Annotated in this window: 23 protein-coding genes; 18 read left to right on the forward strand and 5 right to left on the reverse strand. The window is 57.4% G+C overall.

Annotated features, from left to right (window positions below):
* Positions 1-31 precede the first annotated feature (31 nt).
* Positions 32-1,783 carry a glycosyltransferase gene (locus tag H7B67_RS30890; protein WP_342592594.1) on the reverse strand — a complete coding sequence of 584 codons (1,752 nt, stop codon included), beginning with the start codon at positions 1,781-1,783 and terminating at the stop codon, positions 32-34.
* Positions 1,780-2,826, reverse strand: coding sequence for a glycosyltransferase family 4 protein (locus H7B67_RS16210; protein WP_185120904.1), 1,047 nt, complete (start codon positions 2,824-2,826; stop codon positions 1,780-1,782). Before H7B67_RS16210 ends, H7B67_RS30890 begins: the two co-directional genes overlap by 4 nt.
* A 181-nt stretch (positions 2,827-3,007) precedes the next feature.
* On the opposite strand from H7B67_RS16210, the gene H7B67_RS16215 reads away from it, so the two are divergent.
* Positions 3,008-3,799, forward strand: coding sequence for a sulfotransferase domain-containing protein (locus tag H7B67_RS16215; RefSeq protein WP_185120905.1), 792 nt, complete (start codon positions 3,008-3,010; stop codon positions 3,797-3,799).
* A gap of 67 nt (positions 3,800-3,866) precedes the next feature.
* Here the strand turns inward: H7B67_RS16215 and H7B67_RS16220 are convergent, their stop codons facing one another.
* Positions 3,867-4,277 (reverse strand): hypothetical protein, encoded by a 411-nt coding sequence (locus tag H7B67_RS16220; RefSeq protein ID WP_185120906.1) that lies wholly within the window; start codon positions 4,275-4,277, stop codon positions 3,867-3,869.
* Between the two features lie 202 nt (positions 4,278-4,479).
* On the opposite strand from H7B67_RS16220, the gene H7B67_RS16225 reads away from it, so the two are divergent.
* Genes H7B67_RS16225 through H7B67_RS16250 form a run of 6 tightly spaced genes read left to right on the forward strand, consistent with a single transcriptional unit; the run spans position 4,480 to position 10,129 of the window.
* The gene (locus tag H7B67_RS16225) at positions 4,480-5,466 is read left to right on the forward strand and encodes an SDR family NAD(P)-dependent oxidoreductase (RefSeq protein WP_185120907.1); all 987 of its coding nucleotides are present in this window, start codon (positions 4,480-4,482) and stop codon (positions 5,464-5,466) included.
* 39 nt (positions 5,467-5,505) lie between these two features.
* Positions 5,506-6,219, forward strand: a complete 714-nt coding sequence (locus tag H7B67_RS16230) for a sugar phosphate nucleotidyltransferase (protein WP_185120908.1) — start codon at positions 5,506-5,508, stop codon at positions 6,217-6,219.
* Positions 6,216-7,184 (forward strand): GDP-mannose 4,6-dehydratase, encoded by a 969-nt coding sequence (locus tag H7B67_RS16235; protein ID WP_185120909.1) that lies wholly within the window; start codon positions 6,216-6,218, stop codon positions 7,182-7,184. Before H7B67_RS16230 ends, H7B67_RS16235 begins: the two co-directional genes overlap by 4 nt.
* Positions 7,181-8,275, forward strand: a complete 1,095-nt coding sequence (gene wecB, locus H7B67_RS16240) for a non-hydrolyzing UDP-N-acetylglucosamine 2-epimerase (protein WP_185120910.1) — start codon at positions 7,181-7,183, stop codon at positions 8,273-8,275. The genes H7B67_RS16235 and wecB overlap by 4 nt, the downstream gene beginning before the upstream one ends.
* On the forward strand, positions 8,265-9,254 hold the full coding sequence (locus H7B67_RS16245) for a polysaccharide biosynthesis protein (protein WP_185120911.1): 990 nt from the start codon (positions 8,265-8,267) through the stop codon (positions 9,252-9,254). Before wecB ends, H7B67_RS16245 begins: the two co-directional genes overlap by 11 nt.
* Positions 9,251-10,129 (forward strand): dTDP-4-dehydrorhamnose reductase family protein, encoded by an 879-nt coding sequence (locus H7B67_RS16250; protein WP_185120912.1) that lies wholly within the window; start codon positions 9,251-9,253, stop codon positions 10,127-10,129. Before H7B67_RS16245 ends, H7B67_RS16250 begins: the two co-directional genes overlap by 4 nt.
* 66 nt (positions 10,130-10,195) lie before the next feature.
* On the opposite strand, the gene H7B67_RS16255 is transcribed toward H7B67_RS16250, so the two are convergent.
* Positions 10,196-10,744 carry an aminotransferase gene (locus tag H7B67_RS16255; RefSeq protein ID WP_185120913.1) on the reverse strand — a complete coding sequence of 183 codons (549 nt, stop codon included), beginning with the start codon at positions 10,742-10,744 and terminating at the stop codon, positions 10,196-10,198.
* A 250-nt stretch (positions 10,745-10,994) separates the two neighbouring features.
* Between H7B67_RS16255 and H7B67_RS16260 the strand changes: the two genes are divergently transcribed.
* The 9 genes from H7B67_RS16260 to rlmD all read left to right on the forward strand — a co-directional run bounded on the left by H7B67_RS16260 (position 10,995) and on the right by rlmD (position 22,732).
* A complete protein-coding gene (locus tag H7B67_RS16260) occupies positions 10,995-11,315 on the forward strand; it encodes a YerC/YecD family TrpR-related protein (RefSeq protein ID WP_126962189.1) in 321 nt (106 codons plus the stop codon).
* A gap of 149 nt (positions 11,316-11,464) precedes the next feature.
* Complete coding sequence (locus H7B67_RS16265) at positions 11,465-13,249, forward strand: histidine kinase (protein ID WP_185120914.1); 1,785 nt, start codon at positions 11,465-11,467, stop codon at positions 13,247-13,249.
* 31 nt (positions 13,250-13,280) lie between these two features.
* Positions 13,281-14,909: a response regulator transcription factor gene (locus H7B67_RS16270; RefSeq protein ID WP_185120915.1), complete on the forward strand. Its 1,629-nt coding sequence runs from the start codon at positions 13,281-13,283 to the stop codon at positions 14,907-14,909.
* Between the two features lie 125 nt (positions 14,910-15,034).
* Positions 15,035-16,027 carry an ABC transporter permease gene (locus H7B67_RS16275; RefSeq protein ID WP_185120916.1) on the forward strand — a complete coding sequence of 331 codons (993 nt, stop codon included), beginning with the start codon at positions 15,035-15,037 and terminating at the stop codon, positions 16,025-16,027.
* Positions 16,028-16,051: 24 nt separating this feature from the next.
* A complete protein-coding gene (locus tag H7B67_RS16280) occupies positions 16,052-16,990 on the forward strand; it encodes a carbohydrate ABC transporter permease (protein WP_185120917.1) in 939 nt (312 codons plus the stop codon).
* An 81-nt stretch (positions 16,991-17,071) separates the two neighbouring features.
* Positions 17,072-18,685, forward strand: coding sequence for an ABC transporter substrate-binding protein (locus H7B67_RS16285; protein WP_185120918.1), 1,614 nt, complete (start codon positions 17,072-17,074; stop codon positions 18,683-18,685).
* A gap of 529 nt (positions 18,686-19,214) precedes the next feature.
* Positions 19,215-20,033: a CbiX/SirB N-terminal domain-containing protein gene (locus tag H7B67_RS16290; protein ID WP_185120919.1), complete on the forward strand. Its 819-nt coding sequence runs from the start codon at positions 19,215-19,217 to the stop codon at positions 20,031-20,033.
* Between the two features lie 40 nt (positions 20,034-20,073).
* Positions 20,074-20,937 (forward strand): YegS/Rv2252/BmrU family lipid kinase, encoded by an 864-nt coding sequence (locus H7B67_RS16295; RefSeq protein WP_245363911.1) that lies wholly within the window; start codon positions 20,074-20,076, stop codon positions 20,935-20,937.
* Between the two features lie 187 nt (positions 20,938-21,124).
* Positions 21,125-22,732: a 23S rRNA (uracil(1939)-C(5))-methyltransferase RlmD gene (gene rlmD / locus H7B67_RS16300; protein ID WP_185120921.1), complete on the forward strand. Its 1,608-nt coding sequence runs from the start codon at positions 21,125-21,127 to the stop codon at positions 22,730-22,732.
* Between the two features lie 119 nt (positions 22,733-22,851).
* Here the strand turns inward: rlmD and H7B67_RS31480 are convergent, their stop codons facing one another.
* A complete protein-coding gene (locus H7B67_RS31480) occupies positions 22,852-23,061 on the reverse strand; it encodes a tyrosine-type recombinase/integrase (RefSeq protein ID WP_425353914.1) in 210 nt (69 codons plus the stop codon).
* A 373-nt stretch (positions 23,062-23,434) separates the two neighbouring features.
* On the opposite strand from H7B67_RS31480, the gene H7B67_RS31485 reads away from it, so the two are divergent.
* Entirely contained in the window at positions 23,435-23,626 is a 192-nt protein-coding gene (locus H7B67_RS31485) for a restriction endonuclease (RefSeq protein ID WP_185120922.1), read from the forward strand.
* 71 nt (positions 23,627-23,697) lie between these two features.
* A complete protein-coding gene (locus H7B67_RS16315; RefSeq protein WP_185120923.1) occupies positions 23,698-24,717 on the forward strand; it encodes an HNH endonuclease in 1,020 nt (339 codons plus the stop codon).
* The last annotated feature ends 22 nt before the right edge of the window (positions 24,718-24,739 follow it).

The following is a 24,739-nucleotide window of genomic DNA, read 5'->3' on the forward strand; positions in this document are numbered from 1 at the left end:
GACAGTTACCTAAAAATGGCAATCTAATTGTTCAACCTTTCTGCACGAAACTCCGCACGGCTCGTTCGAAGGCGTCCGTGCTCCGTTCCCACGTCCACTTCTTCGCCTCTTCCTCTCCGGCCGCGGCCAGCTTCCTGCGCAGCTCGGGATTCTCGATTAAGCGAATGATATCCTGAGCAAGCCGGTTCTCGTACCGGTAGGACATCAGCCCGTTCTCTTCGTGCCGGCAATAATCGCTGTTGCCCCCGGCGTAAGTCGTGACGAGCGCCGCCCCGCATTTCATCGCCTCCAAGCCGGGGATAGAGGCCGTGTCGTAGGTCGACGAATTGACGAAAATATCCGTCTCGTTGTAGTGATAGCACAATTCTTTATCGTTGCCCGGGGTCAAATAGCGGAACGGGTGGCTTGCCTTGATGGCCTGAAGGCTTGGCGAATTCGCGAATTCGTGCGGCGGCGTGAACAGATTGATCTGCACGTTAGGGTATCGGGATTTGACCTGCAGCAGCTGATGGATTAAATAGGGCTGCTCCCGGTGCCAAGCCTGGCCTCCTTCCGTCCGGCGAAGGATGGCCGAGATCTGCAGAGGTCCCTCCGGCTTGCGAATGCGCATGTTGTAGAAGGCCGAACTGACCCCGACGGGCACGATATGGGCCTGGACTCCGTGATTCAGCCGAATGAGCTGCTGCTGCCAGTTCGATAGGACAAGCAGGTTCTTGGTGACGTGATACGTGGGAAAAGTAACATGGTTCTCGGGCAGGAAGGTAGGCTCGTAGCAGAGGCTGAGCCGGATGTGAGTCCCTTTGCCGTTCTGGCTGGCTTGCTCGGCTCCCGGAATAAGAGTGAAGTAGTTCGAAATAATGACATCGCCCTGCGGATAGTCGTGTTCTTGAATAAGGTACCTCGAGTCGGTCCGTACGATCCTCGCGTTCACGGGGTAATCCACGACTCCCGCCTGCGGCATCAGCACGGTAACCTCATGGCCTCTAGCGGCCATTCCGTTGACCATCTCGGCCAGCATGCGCTGCGCTCCGCCGATGCAGAGCGTGATGATCGGAAAAGTAATTCTCAGCTTCTCCCGCCGAACGATCTCGTCGAGCTTGCGGCGGTAAGTCTGCTGCACTTTGTGAATCTCCTTTGCGATGAAGGGTTCGAACTTCTTGGTGCCCATCTCCTCGTGAACGCGATAGTGGACAAGCGGCTCGTCCAAGTAGTAGAAATCGTGCTTCTGCAGAACGCGCATCCACAGGTCGTAGTCCTGCGTATACTTCAAGGCTTCGTTAAAGAGGCCGACTTCTTGGAACACGCTCATCTCCAGCATGACCGTACACCCGTTGATGAAACAGCCCCTCTGCATGGTCTTGACGAACTGCAGCTTATTCGGATAGCTGATGCCGATTTTCCCGCCGATCCGGTTATGATTCGAATCCATGGAGTAATATGCGCCGTAGCTGACCGTCGCGCCGTTCTTCCGCATAAAGGCGACTTGCTTCGCCACCTTCTCCCGGTCATATACGTCATCCGAGCTCAGCCATGTAAAATAATGCCCGGAAGCGTGCGCGATACCGGCGTTCAGCGCGCTTCCGGTTCCTCCGTTCGGTTTCTCCAGATAGACGATTCGCCCGAAATACGGACGGATCTTCTCCGCGTGGCGCGTCGATCCGTCATTGACGACGATGACTTCGACATTCGGATAGCTTTGGTTAAGCGCGCTCTCGATGGCATGCTGCACGTAAGCGCAGTTGTAAAACGGGATCACGATCGACACCAAGGGCAAGCCGCTCACGTGCGCTTCTCCTTTCCTGATTTCCGGACTATTTGGTTGAGATATATGGTTTCGAGCGCTTCGCCGATCCGCGTCTCGAAGTGCCGGGAGGTCATCGACGAGGCGCGCCGCAGGCCGGAAGCGATGAGTTTGTCGGACAACAGCCCGTCGTCCAGCAGGGCGCAGATCCCCTCGGCCAACGCCCGGGGGTTCTTGGGCTGCGTTATATAGGCATTCTCCATATGCTCGCAATAATCCAGCACGCCTCCCGAATTCGTCGTCACGACCGGCGTGCCGCAGGCCATCGCTTCCAAGGGGGGCAGGGAGAAGGCTTCGAACCAGGAGGAGGACACGAACACGTCGGCGTCGCGGTACAAGTCGGCCATCTCCCGCTCGCTCTTGGGGAAAAAAATCCGGTGCGGGATATCCGGAAGAGGAAGAGCGCGCTCGGGACAAATCAGATGAACGATAAACGGGCCGGACCATTCGTTCTTGATAATGTTCATGCACTGCTGAAAATCGCGGAAGCCTTTGAATTCATATCCGACATCGGGGTTGCGGGCGATGTACAGAATGACTTGAGGCTTCTCCCCCTTCCGCCGCTTGGGATTGGAACCCGAAGCGTTAAAGACGGCCGGATCGATTCCCAATGAGACGATTTCGCTTCTTCGGCCGGCATGCTCGTATATTCGATCGTCCAGCCAGCGGGAGATGCTGACGACGGGAACATCCTGCCGGTACGTCCATAAGGCGAGCTCTCGCTCGGGGGACCATAAGGGCTCGAAGCCCAGGCTGATGCGCACGCATCGGTCCGGCCACGCTTCGAAGGCGGGCCGGAACGTCGTATAGTAATTCGGCAGCACCAGGTCTCCGTAAGGAATCGTCGACTTCGTCAAAGCCGGAACGACGGTCAGCTTGCAGGGAAGCTCATAATGAACGGAGCTTCCCTCGGGCAAGACGATTTCGACGTCATGACCGCGAACGGTCATCGCCCTGGCGATATCGACCAATGCCTTGCATCCCCCGCCTTTATGCAAGTCCGCGGCCGGAATCACGACCTTCATACCATCTTCCCCCCTTTCCAGTGGAAAAGCTTAGTTATTTTATTGAGCGGAAACGGCGGACGTTCCTCCGGAGAGGACAAACGGGCTTGCGAAGCCCGCCGCAAAAATAGGTGATTGGCAGATGCTGCTCCCAAGCTTCGGTAATAAGATGGAGAACGATGATTTTGGGAGGAAGCCGATAATGACCGAATGGAACCAAGCGGATCCGTTGCCCCCGTTTCTCGTCACGTCCGTACCGAAGAGCGGAACCCACCTGATGCATCAGATCCTCACCGGAATGCCCGGTATCCGGCATGAGATCGCGAATTCGGAAGCCAAGTTTTTTATCGATCACCATACGACGAACATGGAGCTTTTCAAGGATCATATGTACCGGCTGGGCCAAATAAAGCCGAATCAATTCGGGCTTGGCCATGTTTTCTACTCGGAGACGTACGCCGGCATGATCGATCGCCTGCGGCTCAAGCATATCTTCGTGTACCGCGATCCGAGGGACGTGCTGGTGTCGCTTGCCTACTTTATCCCCAGCAAGTGGAACGAGCATCCGTTATTCGATTTGTTCCGGAACGAGATTACCGATACCAAAGGCCGAATGCTTGTCCTGCTGGAAGGAGTCGGCGAGCGCTGGCACGATTACGACGCCTGGAACCGGCCTTTCTATCATTGGATTCGCGACCGGAACACGCTGCCCGTGTCCTTCGAAGAACTAATGAGCTCCGAGAAATCGCGCAAAGAGGCGCTTCTATCCGTCGTCCGGTACCTATGGGATGGGCTAAAGCCGCCGGCGCCCCATTCCCGGATGGTCGAATTAATGGAAGCGAATATCGCGCCGACGGAGTCCCGTACGTTCCGGAGCGGGCGGATCGGGTCCTGGCGCGACGAATTCGACGAAGAGGTGACCCGCAAGTTCAAGGAGATAGCCGGGGGACTCTTGATCGACTTCGGCTATGAGAAGAACAACGATTGGACGTAACCGAGAGAAGAGAAAAACCATCCGGATGACCGCGGTCGTACAGAACGGTTTTTCTCCTATGCCGCTGCTAGACTAGGGCCGTACCGGACATGACGATCGGCCCCACGATCTCCGCATTGTTCAATAGAGGAAGAGAGCTCTCCGCCTCGACGGTGATCGAGTATCCGTAATAGCCTTGAGGGACGTTGACGTCGACCATATGGAAGGTGGTCGTGCCTTGTTCCAGAACGGCAACCGTCGATACTCTGGCGGAGTAGATGACGCCCGTCCCGCGGAAGATGCGGAACAAGAGAACCGGCGTGCCCAGAACGTTTCTCCATCCTACGGTTGCGGTAAGCGCGACGTCGGTATTCGGTTGAATGACGGCCAGTCCGAATGAAGCGAGCGTGATCGCCGCCGGCGAGGCCGGCACCGGCCTAACGACTCCGCCGCTGGCCGAAGTAGGAATGCTGCTGTTGAAATCCGTTATCATTACCAATCGGAACCCCTCCTTTCTTATGAGACAAGGTAGCATATGAGAGCGGGAGAGGCCGTGATTGGAGGAATTCCCCTGCCCCGAATAAACAGATGGTTGTCCCTTGGCGGAATGCCTAATTTATGCGTTCTTTAAGGGCGGTCCAAGAGCATGCGCGTGTATGGAATATAATGTAAACATCCGTAGAAAGGACGTGGTCAGCTTCATGTCTAGCGACAAACGGGTGCTTGTTACCGGTGCCGCGGGCTTTATCGGCAGCCACTTGGTTCATCGGCTCGTTCAAGACGGCTTCGGCGTTCGCGCTTTCGTCCGCTACAACTCCGCGGACTCCCGCGGGTTCCTCGACACGCTCCCCGCCGACGTTCAATCCGAGATCGAAGTCGTGAAGGGAGACCTGCGCGATCCTCATGCCGTCTACAACGCCGTCAAGAACACCGAAGCCGTCTATCATCTCGGCGCGCTTATCGCCATTCCCTATTCGTACCGGCATCCGACCGATGTCGTGCAGACGAACGCCATCGGGACGCTTCACGTGGCGCAAGCCGTATTGGAGCTGAACATTCCCCGGTTGATCCATACTTCGACCAGCGAAGTGTACGGCAGCGCCCGGTACGTTCCGATGGACGAGAGCCATCCGCTGCAGGGCCAGTCGCCTTATTCGGCAAGCAAGATCGCCGCGGACAAAATCGTGGAGAGCTTCCATTGCTCGTACGGACTGCCCGCCGTGACCGTTCGTCCGTTCAACGCTTACGGACCTCGCCAATCGATGCGCGCGGTCATTCCTACCATTATCAATCAAGCGCTGCACCGGTCCGAGATCGTGCTGGGCAACCTGACCGCTACGCGCGACTTCACGTTCGTGGAGGATACCGCGCGCGCCTTCATCCGCGCGGCGGGCAGCGAGGAGGCGATCGGGCAAGTCGTCAACGCCGGATCGGGCTTCGAGATTTCGATCGGAGAGCTGGCCGATACGATCAAGCGCCTGATCGGGCGGGACGTTCCGGTCCGCGTTGACGACGAACGCGTGCGGCCCGAGAAGAGCGAAGTGGATCGGCTGTTCTCGGACAGCGGCAAAGCCTCGAGGATGATCGGCTGGAAGCCTGCCGTATCCCTGGAGGAAGGACTGGCCAGAACGATCGAGTGGATCCGGGGCCATAAGGAATTGTACAGACCCGACGAATATGTCGTGTAACGAGGTGATCTACTAGCAAGCGAAAGGTGCGTGAAGTCGTTGGAAGCCGTAGTGATGACGGGCGGCAAAGGGATGCGAATGGCTCCTTATACGAAAGTGCTGCCCAAAGGACTGTTGCCGGTCGGCGAGCGGCCGATTCTCGAAATTATCGTCAAGCAGCTCCGATATTACGGATTCACCTCCATTACGATGGCCTGCGGCTATTTGGCTCCGCTGATCCAGACTTACTTCGCCGACGGCAGCCGCATGGGCGTTGCCATTCGTTACGAGGTGGAGAACGAACCGCTCGGCACGGCCGGACCGCTGCGAAGCCTTACCCATATCGCCGAGCCTTTCCTGTTGATCAACTGCGACGTGCTTACGACCCTGGATTTCCGGAGGTTTCGGGAATTCCATCTGGAAGGGGACAGCCTCCTGACGATCGCCTCGCAGAATAAGGCCGTCCCTATCGAGCTGGGCGTCATGGAGACGGAGGCCGAGTACGTGACGGGCTTCGTCGAGAAGCCGGCCCACTCCGCCCACGTAAGCATGGGCATCTATATGATGAGTCCGGATATCCTCCGGTACATTCCCGGCAATCGGGCATTCGATATCCCCGACGTCATTCAATCGCTGTTAAAGGCCAACCAGAAGATCCGGCATTACGAGAACAGCAGCTTCTGGCTCGACATCGGGCGCCCCAGCGACTATACGCGGGCCAACGAGGAATTTCAGCGCCTTAGGCCGATCCTGCTGCCGGACGACCCCGGATGACCGAAGCTCCGCTCGTTCTCGTAACGGGAGTGTCCGGCTTCGTGGGCAAGCATATGGCCGCTTATTTATTGGGGCTCGGCGCCCGCGTCGTCGGAATCGGCCGCAGGGCCGACTCCCCGCTCGCCCATCCGCTATTCCGGTACGGCCGCTGCGACCTCTTGAACCCCGAGGACGTTCGCCGGCTGCTGGAGCGGAATCCTGCGGATTATATCGTCCATCTGGCGGGGGAGAACGACGTCGGCTCGTCCTTCCTTCATCCCGTCACCGTCATGCAAGCCAACGCCATCGGAACGATGAATTTGCTGGAAGCGGCGCGCGTCGTCCGACCGGACGCGTTAAAGGCGTTCCTGGCCGTAGGCACCGCGTACGAATACAAGAGCAGCGCTTCGCCCATCAGGGAGAACAGCCGGATCGGGCCGAGGAGTCCATACGCTTGGAGCAAGCTGGTCATGACTTCCGTCGTGCAGATGTACGGGCAGCTATTCGACATGCCCGCGATCGTCGCGCGGACGTTTAATCTCATCGGACCCGGCGGGTCCGCGGGTGTCTGCGGGCAGCTCGTCCGGCAGGTCGTACGGATGGAACGGGGGCTGCTGCCGCCCAAGCTGACGATCGGCAACGCCGCGTCGAGAAGGGACTTCCTCGATGTCCGGGATGCCGTCAAGGCATACGGGGCTTTGCTCGGCATGCCCGCCATCCGGCCCGGGAGCGTCTATAACCTGTGCAGCGGCAGAGCCCGTTCCATCGCCGATATCGTGGCGTTGCTGAAGAAGCATGCCTCGATTCCTTTGGAGGTCGTCACGGATCAAGCACTCTTCCGCCAAGGAGAAGCTTCCGTCATGCGGGGAGATAATTCGAAGCTGCGACGGGATACCGGCTGGAGTCCCGGCATTCCGTTCGAGCAGTCTATCGTGGACGCCTTGAACGAGCAGCGCAGCCTGCGCGAGGAGGGAACCGACGAATGAAAATCATGACCGTTCTGGGCACGCGGCCCGAGATCATCCGGCTCAGCCTGATTATCCCGAAGCTGGACCGGTTCGCCGACTCGCACGTCCTGGTGCATTCCGGCCAGAATTACGACCGCAACCTTAGCGACATCTTCTTCGAGCAGATGGGAATTCGCAAGCCCGACGTTCATATCCGCCTGCACGCCCGCACGTTCGGGCAGCAGCTCGCCCAGATGTTCGCCCAAGTCGAGGAAGCGATCCTTCGGGAGAAGCCGGATCGGCTGCTGGTCCTCGGGGATACGAACAGCGCGCTGTGCGCGTTGATCGGAGAACGCATGGGCATCCCGGTCTATCACATGGAGGCCGGCAACCGTTGCTACGATCGGGCCGTTCCCGAGGAAATCAACCGCAGGGCCATTGACTCCGTCTCCTCCTGCAACATGCCCTACACGCCGGGCTCCCGGGAGAACCTGCTGCGCGAAGGCATGGATCCGCAGCGGGTGTGGATGACGGGGAACCCGATCTATGAGGTGCTGGAGCATTACAAGAAGCAAACGATGCAGAGCCGCATTCTGGATGAGCTCGAATTGCAAGAACAGAACTACGTGCTGGTGACCGCCCACCGGGCGGAGAACGTGGATAACGAACGGCGCCTTCGCCAGATTGTCCAAGGGCTTCACCTTGTCGCCGACCGGCTTCAGCAGCGAGTGATCTGCAGCATTCATCCCCGCACGAAGGACCGCCTCGGCCAATACGGCGTCACGCTGGCTCATCCGCTCGTGGAGTATCGGGAGCCGTTCGGCTTCTTCGACTTCGTGAAGCTGCAGCGCCACGCTTCCTGCGTCATTACCGACAGCGGAACCGTTCAGGAGGAGAGCTGCATCATGGGCGTTCCGGCCGTCACGATCCGGCAGAGCACGGAGCGGCCGGAGACGCTTGCCTGCGGCAGCAATCTGCTGTCGGGCCTGGAACCGGAGAGAATCGCGGCAAGCGTAAGCCTGATGCTTGGCAATCGGGGAGGCTGGGTATGTCCCGAGGGATATCTGGATTCGTTCGTGTCGACCAAGGTCGTCAATCTGGTGCTGGGAGGGCAAAGCTTTGTTTCATGACCAAACGATTCTCATTACCGGCGGGACCGGCTCGTGGGGACAGGAGCTGACGCGCAAGCTTCTCGAGTCCAAGCCGAAGCAGATCCGGATCTTCTCCCGCAACGAGTTCACTCAGGTGCAGATGCAGCGGGTCTTCCCTAACCACGAATCGCTCAAATTCATAATAGGCGACGTGCGGGATGAGCTGGCCGTCGACGCCGCTTGCCGCAACGTCGATTACGTGTTCCACTTGGCGGCGCTGAAGCACGTGCCGATCTGCGAATCGCAGCCGGAGGAAGCGCTCAAGACAAACGTGCAGGGAACGGAGAACGTCATTCGCGCCAGCATCCGGCATCGCGTGAAGAAAGTCATTGACGTGTCTACCGACAAAGCCGTGGATCCGATCAACTTCTACGGGATGACGAAGGCGTTCGGCGAGAAGCTCGTGCTGCGCGCCAACGACCTGAGCGATACGACGAGATTCGTCTGCATCCGGGGCGGCAACGTGCTGGGAACGAACGGAAGCGTGGTGCCTTTCTTCAAGAGCTGCGTTCTTCGCGGAGACGACCTGCCGATCACGTCCAAAGAGATGACGCGCTTCTTCCTGACGATATCGGAAGCGATCGACCTGCTGCTGAGCGCGGCGCGCGTCGCCATCGGCGGAGAGACGTTCGTGATGCAGATGAACGCGTGCCGCATCGTCGACGTGGCCAACGTGCTGATCAAGCGGCTGGCCAAGAAGGAGATTAAGCTTAAGGAAGTCGGCATCCGTCCCGGCGAGAAGCTGCACGAGGTTCTGGTCTCCGCTCACGAGAGTCCTTACACCTACCGCTATAGCGAGCAATATTTCGTTATTCTCCCATCGCATGCGTCCACGGAGCTGAATGACCGCTACTCCCATCTGCCGAAGACCGAGAGCGTCGAGTACGCATCCAACGATAAGCTGATGACCGACTCCGAGATCGAGGCCATGCTGGAAAAAGGAGGCTTCCTCTGTTGAAGCTGCTGATCATAGGCGGCGGAGGGATGGCCGGGCACATGCTGCGTCAATATATGGAGCTGCGAACGGATTGGGAGATTTGGACGACGGTTCGAGCCGGGGCGGCGGAGTCTGCCGCCGGCGGGACCGGCGTCCGCCAGCTGTCTCTGGATGCGAGGGACAGCGCGGCGTTGGAGCGGATCTTGACCGACATCGCGCCGGACGTCGTCGTCAACGCGGCAGGCCTGTTAAACGACAACGCGGCTAACAGAAGGGTGGACGCGATCGTCGTCAACAGCCTGCTTCCCCACTCGTTGGCGCAGCTTGGCGATCGGCTCGGCTTCCGGCTGATCCATATCAGCACGGATTGCGTATTCTCGGGCAAGCGGGGGGATTACGCGGAGAGCGATCCGTCCGATGGATGGACGGTCTATGCCATGACCAAAAGCTTGGGCGAGGTCGCCTACGCGCCGCATCTGACGATCCGAACCTCCATCATCGGCCCCGAGCTTAAGGACGACGGCATCGGCCTGTTCCATTGGTTCATGCGGCAGCGCGGCGAGATCGAGGGCTACAGCCGGGTGTTCTGGAACGGAGTCACGACGCTGGAGCTGGCCAAGGCCGTCGAATGGTGCGCGCTTCGTCCGGCCGTATCCGGTCTGGTCCATCTGGCCGCGCCCGGCAAAATATCCAAATTCGAGCTGCTGAAGCTCCTGCAAACCGCGTTCGCCAAGGAGGACGTGACGATTCGCGCCTCCGATGTATTCCATTCGGATAAGAGCCTGGTCTCCACCCGGTCGGACTTCCTTTATTCCGTCCCGACTTATCCTCTTATGCTGCGGGAGCTTAAGGAATGGATGGATTCCCGTTCGCCCGGAACCTATTCGTATAGCTAGGGAAAAGAGAACCCCGCCGCCTCTCCGGTCGAAGCCGGGAGGAACGGGGTTCTCTTCTCGCATGCGCTATCTGCGCCGTTTGGCGGAGGAGCGTCTTCTCCTGCGGCCGGAGCCGGTACGACGGGCCCCGTACCGGGAGGAGCCGCGGCGACGGCGGCGTCTCCGGCGCGGGCGGTACGGCGCGCCGGACGAAACGTCGTCGTCGTTAGAGCTCCCCTTCTTGCCCATGAACAGCTTGAGGAGCGGTGCCATCTGCTGAACGGTGCTCATGAATTTCTGCACCTTGCCCATATTGGAGATGAGTCCTTCGATTCCGCCCATCCGTTCGACAATGTTCTTGAGTTCGTTGATGTTGAAATTGCCCAGCAGGCCGCCGGCCTTGGCGGGAGCCGCGGCGGCGGGCGCCCCCGGGGGGATGACCTGCACCGGGCTGAACGCGGGGCTCGGCGGACCGGCAAGCTCGCTCGGGCTCGGGGAACCGACGAGCGCATTCGATGAGGCCGTCTCTCCGCCAAGGCCCGGAAACCCGCCCCCGGGACCGGCGCCAGGCCCGATTCCGCTCAGAGGCGAGTTCATCCAGCTGCGCACGGGCGGCTCTCTTCTTGATTGATCCATACCTTCGCCTTCCTCCTTCCGAATAAGGAGTCGGGCAATCGCTGCCTTCGACTCGATCCTCTTCGGACGCCATTGCAGACGTTTTGCTATAGGGTATGCGCGGAGGGGCGCTCGCGTATGGACGTTCGCCCGGTCGTCCTCCGAATTCAACCCTCTGCCGCGTGACCACTGTAAAGTTTGAAAAATCAAGAGAAACGAAGTACAATACAGGGGAATGAGCAATTTCGATATTGGCAAAGGTGGCCTAGCTATGCAGTTGAAGAAACTGAACGATAAATCCATCGACCAGCTCTTCGAAGCGATCCTGACCTTGAAGGATGTCGAGGAATGCTACGTCTTCTTCGACGATCTGTGCACGGTCAACGAGATTCAATCGCTGTCGCAGCGATTGGAAGTAGCTCGAATGCTGGGCAAGGGCAATACGTACAATCAGATTGAATCCGAGACGGGGGCGAGCACGGCGACGATCTCCCGCGTCAAGCGCTGCCTGAATTACGGCAACGACGGTTATAAACTCGCGCTTGAGAGACTCGGCCGGTTCGGAGCCGATATCGCGCCGGACAAGGGTTAACGCAAAGCGGTCTCATCTTCATTCACGATTCGATAAAGCTCCCCGCGGGGAGCTTTATTTAGTTATCCGCCTATTAATCTATTGCATAGGAATAAAAGCCTACGTTATGCTAGGAACGAATTGGAAGATGTCCCCAAGGGGGAGAGAAGATGGGTTTCTGGCAGTCGGTGCGATTCCGAATCGTATTCGGGTTTATTCTTATCATAGCTCCGCTCGTTCTGTTTCTTTTCTACAACAATCTGTACGCCATGGAGGTCGTCCGGGGCCAAATCTCCTCCCATTACAACAAGCTGCTGATGGCCAACGTCCAAGAGAACGACAAAATCCTGGAGGAATACAAGAGGTACCTCATCCGTCTGGAGCGCAACTCGGACATTCCGCTGCTTCAATCCCTGAAGCCTCTTGACAGCGATTACAATCTGGCGAAGATCCGGCTGAACAACCAATTCGTCCTGGACTCCGGCGGAATCTATTACAGCATGGATACGCTCTTCATCTATATTCGCGGCAACGACGACCTGTTCTTCGCCACCTCGGACAACACGAACAACACCGAGAAGCAAGAGATCCTGATGAAGTGGAGCCGGGAAAATCTGATGTCCTCCAAGCTGATCGATCCCGCCCTGGCGGAATCCAGCCGGTGGAGCTCGGTCGAGCTCGACGGGATGAACTATCTGCTGAGCACCTACGACCTGGGCTTGAACGTGTACGCGGGGGTATTGGTCCGGACTCCGTCCTTGCTCCGCGTTCTGGAGAACTTCTCCGTCGGCCCCGAGGGAGGGGCTTTCCTGATGAATTCGAAGGGCAACCTGCTCGCCGACAGCCCGTCGCCGCTCATTAAGGAACGGGAATTCCGGGACAAGATCGCGCAGACCTCCGGAACGTACGGGGAGATCCGCCAAGGCGGCAAGTCCTACCTGGTGCTGTCGCGGCCGTCGGCGAGGGCGGACGTCAACTACGTCATCGTCATGCCGGAGTCGTCTCTGCTGCAGAATCTGCCCTCCTTCCAGAAAATCCTCTACTACTGGATTCCTCTCATGGTGGCGGTGCTGCTGACCTTCTATTTGATTTTCCTGCAGAGGATTATCTTTAAGCCGCTCGTCAGCCTCATCCGAGGCATGCGCAAGCTGGGACAAGGCCGCTTCGACATCCGGTTGCCCGCCAACGCGAGCAACAATACGGAATTCGCCTTCCTGTCCCGCACGTTCAACCAGATGGCCGAGCAGATCGAGTCGCTGAAGATCGACGTTTACGAGGAGCAGCTGCGCGTGCAGCGGGCGGAGTACAAGCACCTGCAAATTCAGATCAATCCGCACTTCTATATGAACAGCTTAAACATTATTTATAATCTCGCGGCGCTGAAGGACTACAAGACGGTCCAGAAGCTGTCCCTTCATCTGGCCGACTACTTCCGGTTCCTCATGCAGAGCAACCGGACGGTCGTTCCGCTCGAGGAGGAGATCAAGCATATCCGGCATTATCTCGAGATTCAGAAGCTCCGTTACGTGAACAAGCTCGATTACGAGCTGGCTATCGACGCGAGGCATCAGGCCTGCCCGATCGCGCCGCTCATGATTCAGCCGTTCGTCGAGAACAGCGTGATCCACGGCTTCAACAAGCGGCCGCAGAACGGAACGCTGTTCAGGATCCGAATCGCGTCGCGCGAGGACGAGGAAGAGCCGGGCCGTTACGTCGTCCTGACGATAGAGGACAACGGCTCGGGCTTCCCGCGGGAGATGCTGGACGATCTGGAGAGCGGCCGTTACGTGTCGGAAGGCGGGGACCAGCATCTCGGCATCTGGAACATTCTTCGGCGATTCAAGATGCTCTACGGCGATAACGGGGGAATCCGGTTCTACAACCTGCCGGAAGGAGGAGCCGGGGTCGAGGTTCGGCTCCCGACGGACGCGCCGATTCGGCTGGATAACGAATAGGAGATTAGAGACATGGAGGAGGGAACGAAGCATGCTGACCATGCTCGTGGTGGACGACGAGATATATGCGCTCAAGGGGATCACGCAAGGAATCGACTGGTCGGATCTGCCGATCGGAACGATTCTGGAGGCGGAGAACGTAGACGAAGCGAAGAGATGCCTGAAGGAGCAGGCGGTCGATCTGGTGATCTCGGATATCGAGATGCCCGGGGCGAACGGCATCGAGCTGCTGAAGCATATTCGCGAAATGTCGCCGAATACTCTCACGATCTTCCTGACCGGGCACGCCCGGTTCGAGTACGCGCAGGAGGCGCTGCAGAACGGATGCTTCGACTACGTGCTCAAGCCGGTCGATCACGACGTGCTGAAGGAGATCGCGCGCCGGGGCGTGGCCGAGATCGTGCGGAGGAAGGAGCAGGCGAAGTTCGAGGATACGCTGGAATCGTACCGCCGGCAATGGGCGAGCCAGCTTCCGATTCTCGTCGAGCGCTTCTGGCAGGACGTGCTGGCCGGGCGCATCTCGATGACGAAGGAGCGCCTGGACCGCGAGCTCGCGCTTTACGGAATTCCGCTCGCGGCCGATCAGGAGCTGCTTCCGATCCTGCTGAGCATCGAGCACTGGGAGATGGAGATGGACGCCCGGGACGAGAGCATCATGGAATACGCCGTCCGGAAGGCGGCGGCGGAGATTCTCCTGGGCGAGCGGATGCAGGGGGCCGTGCTGCAGGATCGAGGCGACTTGAATCTGGTCCTCCTGTACATCGGAGCCGAAGACGGCGGGCTGGATCGGGAGGAGCTTCTCGCCCGCTGCCGGCGTTACGTGCAGGCCTGCCAGGACTACTTCCACTGCCGGGCGAGCTGCTATGTCGGGGAGAACGTGCCGATCGGCGGGCTGGCGGCCGCGCTGGAGAAGCTGTCCCAGCTCGAGCGGGCGAACCTCTCGGAGAGCCAATCCGTCATCGACATCGGCCGGAGAGGGACGGAGGCGGCCGCGGGGGCGGGAGCGGGAGCCGGGCCGACGATGCCGTCCTTCGTGGAGTGGGGCTTGCTGCTCGACCGGGGAGAGGTCGGCGAACTGGCCAAGGAGCTGGAGACGACGATGCAGCGATTCCAAAGCGAAGGGGCGAGCCGGGAGCATCTGGAGCTGTTCTACTTCGGCTTCGCGCACCTGCTGCTGCAAGCCTCTTCGCGCAAGGGGATGTCGATCTACGACGCCGTTACGGCGCAGGAGCTGGCGGAAGGCCAGACGGTCCGGAGCTGGGCGGCGATGCAGGCTTGGGCGCTTAAGCTGACGAACAAGCTCGGCGCGGCCTATCCCGACGGCGGCCGGGACACGTCGGCGATTATCGCCAAGGTCCATTCCTACATCCAAGAAAATCTGCATCAGGATCTGAGCCGCGACGACATCGCCCATTCCGTCTATCGGAATCCGGCGTACCTGTCGAGGCTTTTCCGCAAGGAGACGGGCCTCTCGCTCACCGATTACATCGCCCAGGTGAAGATCGAGAGGGCGAAGAAGCTGCTGACGGACACGAACGACAAGATCAGCAACATCGCGGAAGGGCTCGGCTACATGCACTTCTCCTACTTCGCGAAGCTGTTCCGCAAGGCGACCGGGCTGACTCCCCAGGAGTATCGTAAGAAGCATCAGACCATTTAGGGAAAACGTTTTATAAAAAGTCACCAAAGTGCTATGTCGGTCATCCCAGTAGATAGATGGGCCGCCTCAAGCCGCCGTACAATGAGATCACAAGCTAACCTTAGAGACAAAGGATTGTGATGGAGATGGAACAGGCGACCCAGGCGGCGATCCCCAGGGAGAAGCCGAAGAAGGCCAAGCAGGAGAAAACCCTGAACCAGAGCTATTGGTCCAAGTACGGCATTTTCTACCTGATGATGGCTCCGGCGCTTATCGTGCTTATTATCAATAACTATATCCCGATGGTTGGCGGTCTGATCGCCTTCAAGAACATGACGTACTCGTCCCCGAGCTTCTTCCAGAACTTCGCGGACAGCCCGTGGGTGGGCTGGGACAATTTCAAGTTCCTATTCCAGACGAGCGATGCCTGGCTGATCACGAGAAACACGCTTCTGTACAACGTCGTCTTCATCGTGATGAACCTGATCTTCGGCGTCGGCTTCGCCCTCCTGTTCAACTCGCTGCGAAGCAAGCGGCTGGCGAAGTTCCACCAGACGACGATGTTCCTGCCTTACTTCCTGTCGATGATCATCATGGCGTACCTGGTGTACGCGTTCCTGAATCCGGAGATCGGAATCGTCAACAAGGTCATCTTCCCTTGGTTCGGCTGGGAGCCGATCGATTGGTACACGGAGCCGAAGTGGTGGCCGGTCATCCTGCCGCTTATCAACATCTGGCGGAACGTCGGGTACTACGCGGTCATCTACCTGGCGGCGATCATCGGCATCGACCACGAATATTACGAGGCCGCCACGATCGACGGAGCCAGCAAGTGGAGACAGATCTGGAGCATCACGATCCCTCTTATCCGTCCCGTCATTATCACGATGACTCTTCTGCAGATCGGCCGGATTTTCTACGCGGACTTCGGCTTGTTCTTCCAAGTGACCCGCAACGCCGGGGCGCTGTACGACACGACGCTCGTTATCGATACTTACGTCTACCAAGGCTTCATGGTCATGGGGGATATCGGAATGTCCTCGGCCGCAGGGCTCTACCAAGCCGTCATAGGCTTCGTGCTGGTGCTGGCATCTAACCTCGTTGTCCGTCGAGTCAGCCGAGACGACGCCCTGTTCTAGACCAACCGAAGGAGGCCACATTCCATGACCACAACGACATTGAAGAGAAAGCGCGCCAAGGCTTTCTCGGTGAGCGAAGTATCCCGAGGCTCCAACCTCGCGATCAATATATTCTTCTGGTTCTACACTCTGCTCTGCGTTATCCCGCTGCTCCTGATCCTGGCGGTATCCTTCTCGGACGAACAGAGGGTTCAGCTTAACGGCTACAAGCTGTGGCCGGAGAAATTCAGCCTGGGGGCGTACGACTTCCTCGTCAAGGATTGGAAGCCGATCGTCGAATCGTACGGGGTGTCGCTCTTCGTGACCATCGTCGGCACGCTCGTCGCCCTCACGATCATGACGCTGTACGCGTATCCGATCTCCCGCCGGGACTTCAAGCATCGCGGAATCTTCACCTTCATCATGTTCTTCACGATTCTGTTCAACAGCGGACTCGTTCCCTTCTATCTGACGTATAAGCAAGGGCTTCACCTGCAAGACACGATGCTCGTCCTGATGATGCCGTTCTTCGTTCAAGCTTTCTTCGTTCTGTTGATCCGCACGTTCTTCCAGAACTCGATCCCGCCGGCCCTGATGGAATCGGCGAAGATCGACGGGGCGGGCGAGCTGAGGACGTTCTTCCAGATCGTTCTTCCGCTCTCGCTTCCGGTGCTGGCCTCTGTCGGCCTTCTCTGTACGATGAACCTGTGGAACGACTGGTTCAACAGCCTGCTGTTCATCACGCCGGACGGCCCGATGAGCATTCAGTTCCGGATGTACCGGGCGCTGCTCGACATCCAGTACCTGAGCTCGAACTCGCAGGCCTACTCGGCCATCATGCAGGCGAACCCGAACTTCCAGATGCCGAGCGAGACCGCGCGGATGGCGATGGCCGTCATCGGGATCGGACCGATCATCTTCGTCTACCCGTTCTTCCAGCGGTACTTCATTACGGGACTTACGGTCGGCGCCGTCAAGGGTTGATCGAATGGGAACAGGCTTCTACCGGTTACCGGCCGGTTGAGCATATAGTTATTCATTTTAGAAAAGGGAGGCAACACCACCATGCTCCAAACGAGCACAAAGATTAAGAAGTCATTCGCGTTATCGCTGACGGCAGTAACGGCCTTATCGCTTATCCTTGCTGGCTGCGGCGGCAATAACAACAACGAAGAGGCATCCTCCTCGCCGTCCGCGTCTCCGTCCGAGAGCGCATCCGCTCCGGCATCCGAGAGCGCTTCGCCTTCCCCGTCGGAATCGGCCGCGGCTCCGGAGCTCAAGGAGTACAAGCTGAGCTTCTTCCTTCCGGGAACTCCTCCCAAGGACGAAGTGAAGGTCGAAACCGAAATCAACAAGTACCTTAAGGAGAAGATCAACGCCACCCTGGACATCAACTTCGTCGACTGGGGACAATGGGATAACAAGATGAACCTGGCGATCGCTTCCCGCGACCCGATGGACATCATCTTCACGGCCTCCTGGAACGGCCACTCCGCCAACGTGGCGAAGGGCGCCTTCCTGCCGCTGAACGACGCGAGCGGCAAGTACGGCAACCTGCTGGAGCAGTACGGCCAAGACATTCTGTCCAGCCTGCCGGAAGCGTTCCTGAAGGGCGCGAAGATCAACGGCTTCAACTACGGCATTCCCGCGAACAAGGAGTTGGCCGAGCAAGGCGGGATCGTCTACCGTAAGGACGTCGCTGACGAGCTGGGCCTGACGGACAAGATCAACGCGGTCAAGACGATCGCGGACCTCGAGCCGATCCTGGCCGAAGTCAAGGCGAAGAAGCCGGACATGATTCCGATCTTCATGCGCGACGGCGAGAACTTCAACGCTCACTACTTCGCGAAGTACGATTACCTGGGCGACACGACGATCGACGGCGTTATCATGAAGGACGGCACGGATACGGTCGTCAAGTCCCGTTACGACCAGCCTCGTTACCTGGAGACGCTGAAGATCACCCGCGAATTCTTCGAGAAGGGCTATATCAATAAAGATGCGGCTACGACGCAGCTGGGCGTGAACGACGCGCTGAAGAAGGGCAACGTGTTCATGGTTCCTTCCCCGCTGAAGCCGGGCAAGGATGCCGAGCTTGCTTCCGCGACGGGTCTGTCCGGCAAGCTGGCTCAAGTCGCCATGACGGAACGCACGGTCGCGACGAGCGACACCGCCGGTTCGATGCTGGGCATTTCCACGACCTCCGGCGATCCGGCCCGCGCGATGATGCTCATCAACCTGCTGCACTCCGACAAGTACCTGAACAACCTGATCAACTTCGGCATCGAAGGCGATCACTATTCCCGCAACGGAGAGATCATCTCCCTGACGGACAATACGCCTAACTACAGCATCGGCGCCGCTTGGATGCTCGGCAACCAAATGATCAACTACGTCTGGGATACCGAAGCTCCGGACAAGTGGGACCAATTCAAGAAGTTCAACGAAGGCGCGCACAACTCTCCGGCTCTCGGCTTCACGTTCAACGCCGAGCCGGTGAAGTCGCAAGCTTCCGTCATGAACAACACCCGCCGCCAGTACGATCCGGGCCTGGACACGGGCTCCGTCGATCCGGCCAAGGCAGAAGAGTACTTCAAGAAGCTGAAGTCCAACGGCCTCGATGACGTCATCGCCGAGAAGCAAAAGCAGCTGGATGCGTTCCTCGCATCCAATAAGTAAAGGGAAGTGTGAGAACCGCCGGGCGCAGGTGCGCTTGGCGGTTCTTTTGTTCGCGGCCGATGAATCCTAATTCCTTCCAGCGCGTATAGTTTTTTTGAGGTGATCCGCATGAAAAAGTGGATTAAAAAGCGGTATGAGGATTTCTCTTTGGAAGCTGCTTTTGAAGTGACTTTGGAAGTCGCAGCGAGAGTCATTAAGACGATCCTTACTAAGTGAGAATACTTCTGTATTCGCGGGTCGCCGGGTTTGGGGAGGGAGCAGGCGCCGTTACGGCTAGGTCGCCTCTCCCTCTTGCTCAGGTTGCGCCGCATCTCCTATCTGCTCAGTGGATTCGCTCCTCTATGGGTGGCAGGCTGCACGGCTTTCCTTTTTTACATAGGCTATGTCTCTTCTCCCCTTCGCTCAGGGAAGTTAAAGATTTGATTAGGTCGGTTGGGTCACGTTGACATTGGGTTGGCGTTTCGATAGCATGAATGTATTAGCGTGAATCGGAGCGGATTGGGAGCGCAGGCGCGGAGGGGGAACGATCGTGAAACCGGGCATTCTGGTCATCAGCCACGGGTCGAGGGAAGAGATGTGGGTGACCTCGGTGGAAGAGACCGTCGCCGCCGTCAGGGAAGCTTTGAGTCCCGTTATCGTGGAGTCCGCGTATCTTGAATTGGTGGAAGGCCGCCTTATCCAAGACGGAATCGATAGGCTCGAGGCGGCGGGGGTGACGCACATTCTGGCGATCCCTCTGTTCGTGTCGGCCGGAAGCACGCATGTCGACGAGATCGGCTGGGCTCTCGGAGCGTACGAGGAGCCTCGCCGCCCTACGGATCTGGAACGGATGCGAGTGCGCGCGAAGCTTGCCTATGGGAAGCCGATCGCGGACGATCCGGAGATCGCGGACGTGCTCCGGGACCGGGTTGCCGCGTCGATGGCGGGAGATGGGCGTCGGGCGGACGAGATCTCGCTGCTGCTCATCGGCCATGGCAGCGAGGACGCTTGGTTCTACGAGGAATGGCATCGCGGGCTGGAAGGGCTGGCTGCTCTAATGAAGGAACGCGGCGGCTATGCGGATGCCAAGGTGGCGACGCTCCGGCCGGATGAGGTCGCGGGCCGTGTGAGTGAGCTTCGGGAGAGCAACCCCGGGAGCTTCGTCGCGGCGGTTCCGGTCATGATCAGCGAAGGGTATTTTACCTCGGCGGTCATTCCGCGCAGGCTGGAGGGGCTCGGCTGCGGCTACGCGGAGAGCTCGCTTCTTCCGCATCCCAAGCTGCAGGAATGGATACGAAGGCAGGCCGCGCAGTGGCTGCAAGAGTTGTTGGCGAAGGGCGAAGAGGGGGAGCAAGTTGGAGAAAATTAGAGCTCGGTTGATCTATAACCCGACATCCGGACGGGAGGAGATGCGGCGTCGGCTTCCATGGGTGCTTCAACGGTTGGAGCAAGGGGGAATCGAGACGTCCTGCCACGCCACGGAAGGCAAGGGAGATGCGGCTCATGCGGCGGCGGCGGCGGTGGAGCGGGGCTACGACCTGATCATCGCGGCCGGGGGAGACGGCACGCTGAACGAAGTCGTGAACGGCATGTCCAGGCACGAGAACAGGCCGATGCTCGGCGTCATGCCGATGGGAACGACGAACGACTTCGCCCGGGCGCACGGCATTCCGAGACGCTGGCAGGAAGCGGTCGACCTGATCGTCCGCCGGTATACGCGTCCAGTCGACGTTGGCTACGCGAGCAATGACAAATACTTCATTAATATCGCGGGCGGAGGCTTCCTCACCGATCTGTCGTACGAGGTGCCGAGCAAGCTGAAGACGATGATCGGCCAGCTCGCTTATTACGTCAAGGGCTTCGAGAAGGTCGTGAACGTCCATCCGACCAAGCTGAATATCACGGCCGAGGGCGTCGGGGATTTCGAGGACGAGTACATGCTCTTCCTCGTGGCGAATAGCCAGTCGGTAGGAGGCTTCGAGAAGCTGGCGCCGCAGGCGAACACGAACGACGGCCTGTTCGATGTCGTGCTGATGAGAAAATGCAACCTGGCGGAGATGATCCGGATCGCCACTCTCGCCATGAGAGGCGAGCATCTGAACGATTCTCATATCGTGCATTTTCAGACGTCGAAGCTGACCGTCACGACGGAGGACCGCGTGCAGCTGAACTTGGACGGCGAACTGGGCGGCGCCCTTCCGATCGAGCTGTCGGTGCTGAAGGGGCATCTGTCGGTTATCGTGGACGAGACGGGGATGACTTCTTATAAGTAAGAAGCGCGGAGAACTGGGAAAGAGCTTGAACAGCAATAGGCTAGGGCAAGGAAGGTTATGAGCTAGAGTAATGAAGGGCAAAGGGAAGAAATAGAAGAGCAGTTCAAGAAAATGGGGCGGGGGCGACGACGGCGAACGGAGGCTGTCGGATCGTCCTTCTGCGCTTTATGGAGCGGGGTAGGAATTGATGCAATCACGGAGAGGCTCTTCCGGTAAGCGGAATGCGGGACGGCAAGGCTCGAACGGGCGCGGGAAGGTTGGTGCCGAGAAGACTGTACGTGAAAAAGGCGGTCGCTTCGGCGGGGGACAATCGGGAGCGGGCGCGAGTAAGAGCGTAGAGGGATCCGGTGCGAGAAAGAGTATTGCGGGAGTCCCCGTCGAAGTAGGGCAGCAGGTGACGCTCGAGATTGTTGGGCTCACTCATGAGGGCGAAGGGGTTGGCCGGGTGGAAGGCTATACCCTTTTCGTGCGTGGGGCTCTTCCTGGTGACCGCGCTCAAGCGGAGGTCGTCAGCATCGGCAAATCGTTCGGCCGCGCTCGCATGACGGAGTTGCTCTCGCCAAGCGCCGACCGGATTGCCGCTCCATGCCCGATCTACGACTCGTGCGGCGGCTGCCAGCTCCAGCATTGGAGCTACGAGGCTCAACTGAGGTGGAAGCAGCAACATGTGATGGACAACCTGGCTCGGATCGGGAAGCTTCCGGTTGTTGCGGCTGGTTCCGTTAACTCTGATTCGCCTGCGTCGGAAGAATCGAATGAACGGCCTCCCGTTATCGTGCATCCCGTCATCGGCATGGAAGAGCCTTGGCGTTACCGCAACAAGGCGCAGGTTCCGATCGGTTTCGATTCGGAAGGCGGGCTTGTCGGCGGCTTCTTCGAGCAAGGCACCCATGACATCGTCGACATGGACGCCTGCCTCATCCAGCAAGAGCAAAACGAAGAGACCGTGCAGCTCGTGAAGCGCATTGCCCGGTCGCTTGGCTACAGCGCCTACGACCGCGAGACCGGGCGCGGCCTGCTGCGCCACGTCGTCGTCCGCCACGCGGAAGCGACCGGCGAGCGCATGGTCGTCCTCGTGACGAACGGCAAGGATTTGCCCCACGCGGACGAGCTCGTGGGGCTGATAAGGGACGGCGTTCCCGGCGTCAAAAGCATCTGCCAGAACGTAAACACGGACCGCTCGCCGGTCATCTTCGGCGAGGAAACCCGCGTCTTATGGGGGAGCGACGTCATCTACGACGATATCGGGGACATCCGCTTCGCCATCTCGGCTCGCTCCTTCTTCCAGGTCAACCCCGTGCAGACGGAGCGCTTATATCGCTCCGCCGTCAACTACGCCGCCCTCACCGGCGAGGAAACGGTGATCGACGCTTATTGCGGCATCGGAACGATCACCCTGTTCCTCACGAAGCACGCTCGCCGCGTCTATGGCGTCGAGATCGTTCCTGAGGCGATCGAGGATGCTAAGCGGAATGCGGCATTGAACGGAATTAAGAATGCTGAGTTTGAGGTTGGCGATGCAGGAGTTGTTATGCCTCGCTGGCAAGCCCAAGGAGTGTCTCCCGACGTTATTGTGGTGGATCCTCCTCGCAAGGGTTGCGATCCGGTGTTGCTGGAGACGATGCTCCAGCTTCGCCCGGAGAGGATCGTTTATGTGTCGTGTAATCCGAGCACCCTCGCGAGAGACTTGAGGGTGCTAGAGGATGGGGGCTACCGGGCGGTTGAAGTTCAGCCGGTGGATATGTTTCCTCATACGGGGCATGTGGAGTGCGTGGCCTTACTGGTTCGTGAATGAATCCCATAGAAACGACGAAAACCCTTGGTACACAAGGGTTTTTATCATCTTACTATGAAATTGTAATGACCAGGATACCCTTGGGATTTGCTATTGACCACGGATTGACCACATGGAAATCATGCTCTTTTGGTAGCTTTCGATTTCTTCATTATTCGCTCGAAATGGTCGACAGCTTCCTGTTGCATATCGATAGTAGCATGGGCGTAAACGTTGAGGGTCATTGCTGCGTTTGTATGTCCTAGGCGATCAGCGACAACCTTAACATTCTGCCCCATCCGCAACATAAGCGTTGCATGTGTATGTCTAGTATCATGGAATCGTATGATGGTACCCCAGCCAGCTTCATCATTCTTCTAAAGTGGCCTGTCAGACTCCGTGGATTGACTGGTTGTCCGTCTTCCCTGGCAATAACCAGATCAAAATCATCTTTGTAACTTTCTCCAAGAGCCAATCTGTGCTTGTTTTGTTCAATGCGATGTTTGTTAATCTCGCTAACGACAGATTCAGGAAGGGAGATCATCCGAATGGAGGATCGAGTTTTTGGAGTAAGGAAAGTGAAGCTTCCCTTAGCCCAATATAGGGACTGGCGAATGCTTAATTTTCCGTTCTCAAGATCACAATCTTTCCATCGAATCCCAAGGATTTAGCCTCTTCTCATTCCAGTAAACAGAGCTAATAGGTTTACTTGGAATGACTCCCATGGACGCAAGTAGTATTTTTGTTTCTACAGGTGGTTATACCACTTCAGCAAGATCGGTTGCACAACAGAATGGTGTGAAGCTATTAGATCTTGGAGAATTTACACAATTAGTATACACTTGGTATGAGAAGGTACCTATTGAGGCTCAACAACTAATCCCTTTGCAAAAGATTTATGTGCAATTAAATTAGTGATAAGAATTTACTTTCAGAAGCTACATGGTTTCTATATAAGGTACACTGTATGGAAGAGGTTATATGTCATGGCGATTTCTTCAAGGACCAGAAAAATGCTTTGGGGTAGAGCTGCAAACAGATGTGCAATCTGCAAGCTTGAAGTAGTAATGGATGAAACTGGAAATGATGATGAGTCTGTTGTTGGAGACGAGTGCCATATCGTTGCAAGAGAAGTGGAAGGTCCCAGGGGGTTATCCCCTTTAACACAAGAACAACGTGATAGGTATAATAACCTTATATTACTTTGTAAAATTCATCATAAACAGATAGACGATCAACCCAATCATTTTTCAGTTGAACGACTTCATGAAATTAAGACCGAACATGAGCAGTGGGTCAGAGGCTCACTTCAAATCGATGCAGAAAAACAACGTGATGATGAGCTTACTCTGACCATCATAGATAAATGGAGTGAGCTAGCTCAGATTGATGATTGGCTTTCATGGACTTCTTGGATTATGGGAAGCGGACAACCCCATATGGGTAAAGAAGTTGATGCTAAATTAAAAGAGCTGGTGGAATACCTTTTTTCACGAATATATCCACAGAGATACCCTGAAATAAGGCAGGCTTTAGAGAATTTCAGGTTAGTGCTCTCTGATTTTTTACGTGTGTTTCATAAACATAGTATAGTGCTTGGTGGCGACTCTTACACAACAGAGAAGTTCTATCGACATGCTCGTGGGTATGCAGAAGAACGTAAAAAGCTTGAATGGGAGTTTGATTTTCATGTAGACTTGGTTCAAGATTTACTTCTAGAGCTAACCAGAGCGGCGAATTACATATGTGATATGGTACGGGCCTATGTAATGCCATCATACAGGTTACATGACGGACTACTCATTGTTGAGTCAGGTCCTCATATGGACTTTACATTTCACAGGTACAGAACTGAGTACCGTGACGAACAAAGGACAGCTATCCCATACCCTGGGTTAACAGAGTTTCTAACGATTAGGAGTTTGAGGGATCATAAGTTTGGTGCAGGAGTGTCGATCGAAGATCCGTTGTTTATTGAAAGACAACGGGAGTTAAACAATTTTTGAACCTTAGACTACAATATTACTG

This window comes from Cohnella thailandensis (genome assembly GCF_014212135.1).
Taxonomy (GTDB): domain Bacteria; phylum Bacillota; class Bacilli; order Paenibacillales; family Paenibacillaceae; genus Cohnella; species Cohnella thailandensis.

Excerpts from the sequence above, each read along its gene's own strand:
- H7B67_RS16275 (WP_185120916.1), top strand. The coding sequence starts at position 15,035 with ATGGAACAGGCGACCCAGGCGGCGATCCCCAGGGAGAAGCCGAAGAAG.
- H7B67_RS16235 (WP_185120909.1), top strand. The coding sequence starts at position 6,216 with ATGACCGAAGCTCCGCTCGTTCTCGTAACGGGAGTGTCCGGCTTCGTG.
- H7B67_RS16225 (WP_185120907.1), top strand. The coding sequence starts at position 4,480 with ATGTCTAGCGACAAACGGGTGCTTGTTACCGGTGCCGCGGGCTTTATC.
- H7B67_RS16210 (WP_185120904.1), bottom strand. The coding sequence starts at position 2,826 with ATGAAGGTCGTGATTCCGGCCGCGGACTTGCATAAAGGCGGGGGATGC.
- H7B67_RS31485 (WP_185120922.1), top strand. The coding sequence starts at position 23,435 with ATGGACGCAAGTAGTATTTTTGTTTCTACAGGTGGTTATACCACTTCA.
- H7B67_RS16270 (WP_185120915.1), top strand. The coding sequence starts at position 13,281 with ATGCTGACCATGCTCGTGGTGGACGACGAGATATATGCGCTCAAGGGG.
- rlmD (WP_185120921.1), top strand. The coding sequence starts at position 21,125 with ATGCAATCACGGAGAGGCTCTTCCGGTAAGCGGAATGCGGGACGGCAA.
- H7B67_RS16260 (WP_126962189.1), top strand. The coding sequence starts at position 10,995 with ATGCAGTTGAAGAAACTGAACGATAAATCCATCGACCAGCTCTTCGAA.
- H7B67_RS16265 (WP_185120914.1), top strand. The coding sequence starts at position 11,465 with ATGGGTTTCTGGCAGTCGGTGCGATTCCGAATCGTATTCGGGTTTATT.
- H7B67_RS16285 (WP_185120918.1), top strand. The coding sequence starts at position 17,072 with ATGCTCCAAACGAGCACAAAGATTAAGAAGTCATTCGCGTTATCGCTG.
- H7B67_RS16280 (WP_185120917.1), top strand. The coding sequence starts at position 16,052 with ATGACCACAACGACATTGAAGAGAAAGCGCGCCAAGGCTTTCTCGGTG.
- H7B67_RS16255 (WP_185120913.1), bottom strand. The coding sequence starts at position 10,744 with ATGGATCAATCAAGAAGAGAGCCGCCCGTGCGCAGCTGGATGAACTCG.
- wecB (WP_185120910.1), top strand. The coding sequence starts at position 7,181 with ATGAAAATCATGACCGTTCTGGGCACGCGGCCCGAGATCATCCGGCTC.
- H7B67_RS16215 (WP_185120905.1), top strand. The coding sequence starts at position 3,008 with ATGACCGAATGGAACCAAGCGGATCCGTTGCCCCCGTTTCTCGTCACG.
- H7B67_RS16295 (WP_245363911.1), top strand. The coding sequence starts at position 20,074 with ATGCGGCGTCGGCTTCCATGGGTGCTTCAACGGTTGGAGCAAGGGGGA.
- H7B67_RS16315 (WP_185120923.1), top strand. The coding sequence starts at position 23,698 with ATGGCGATTTCTTCAAGGACCAGAAAAATGCTTTGGGGTAGAGCTGCA.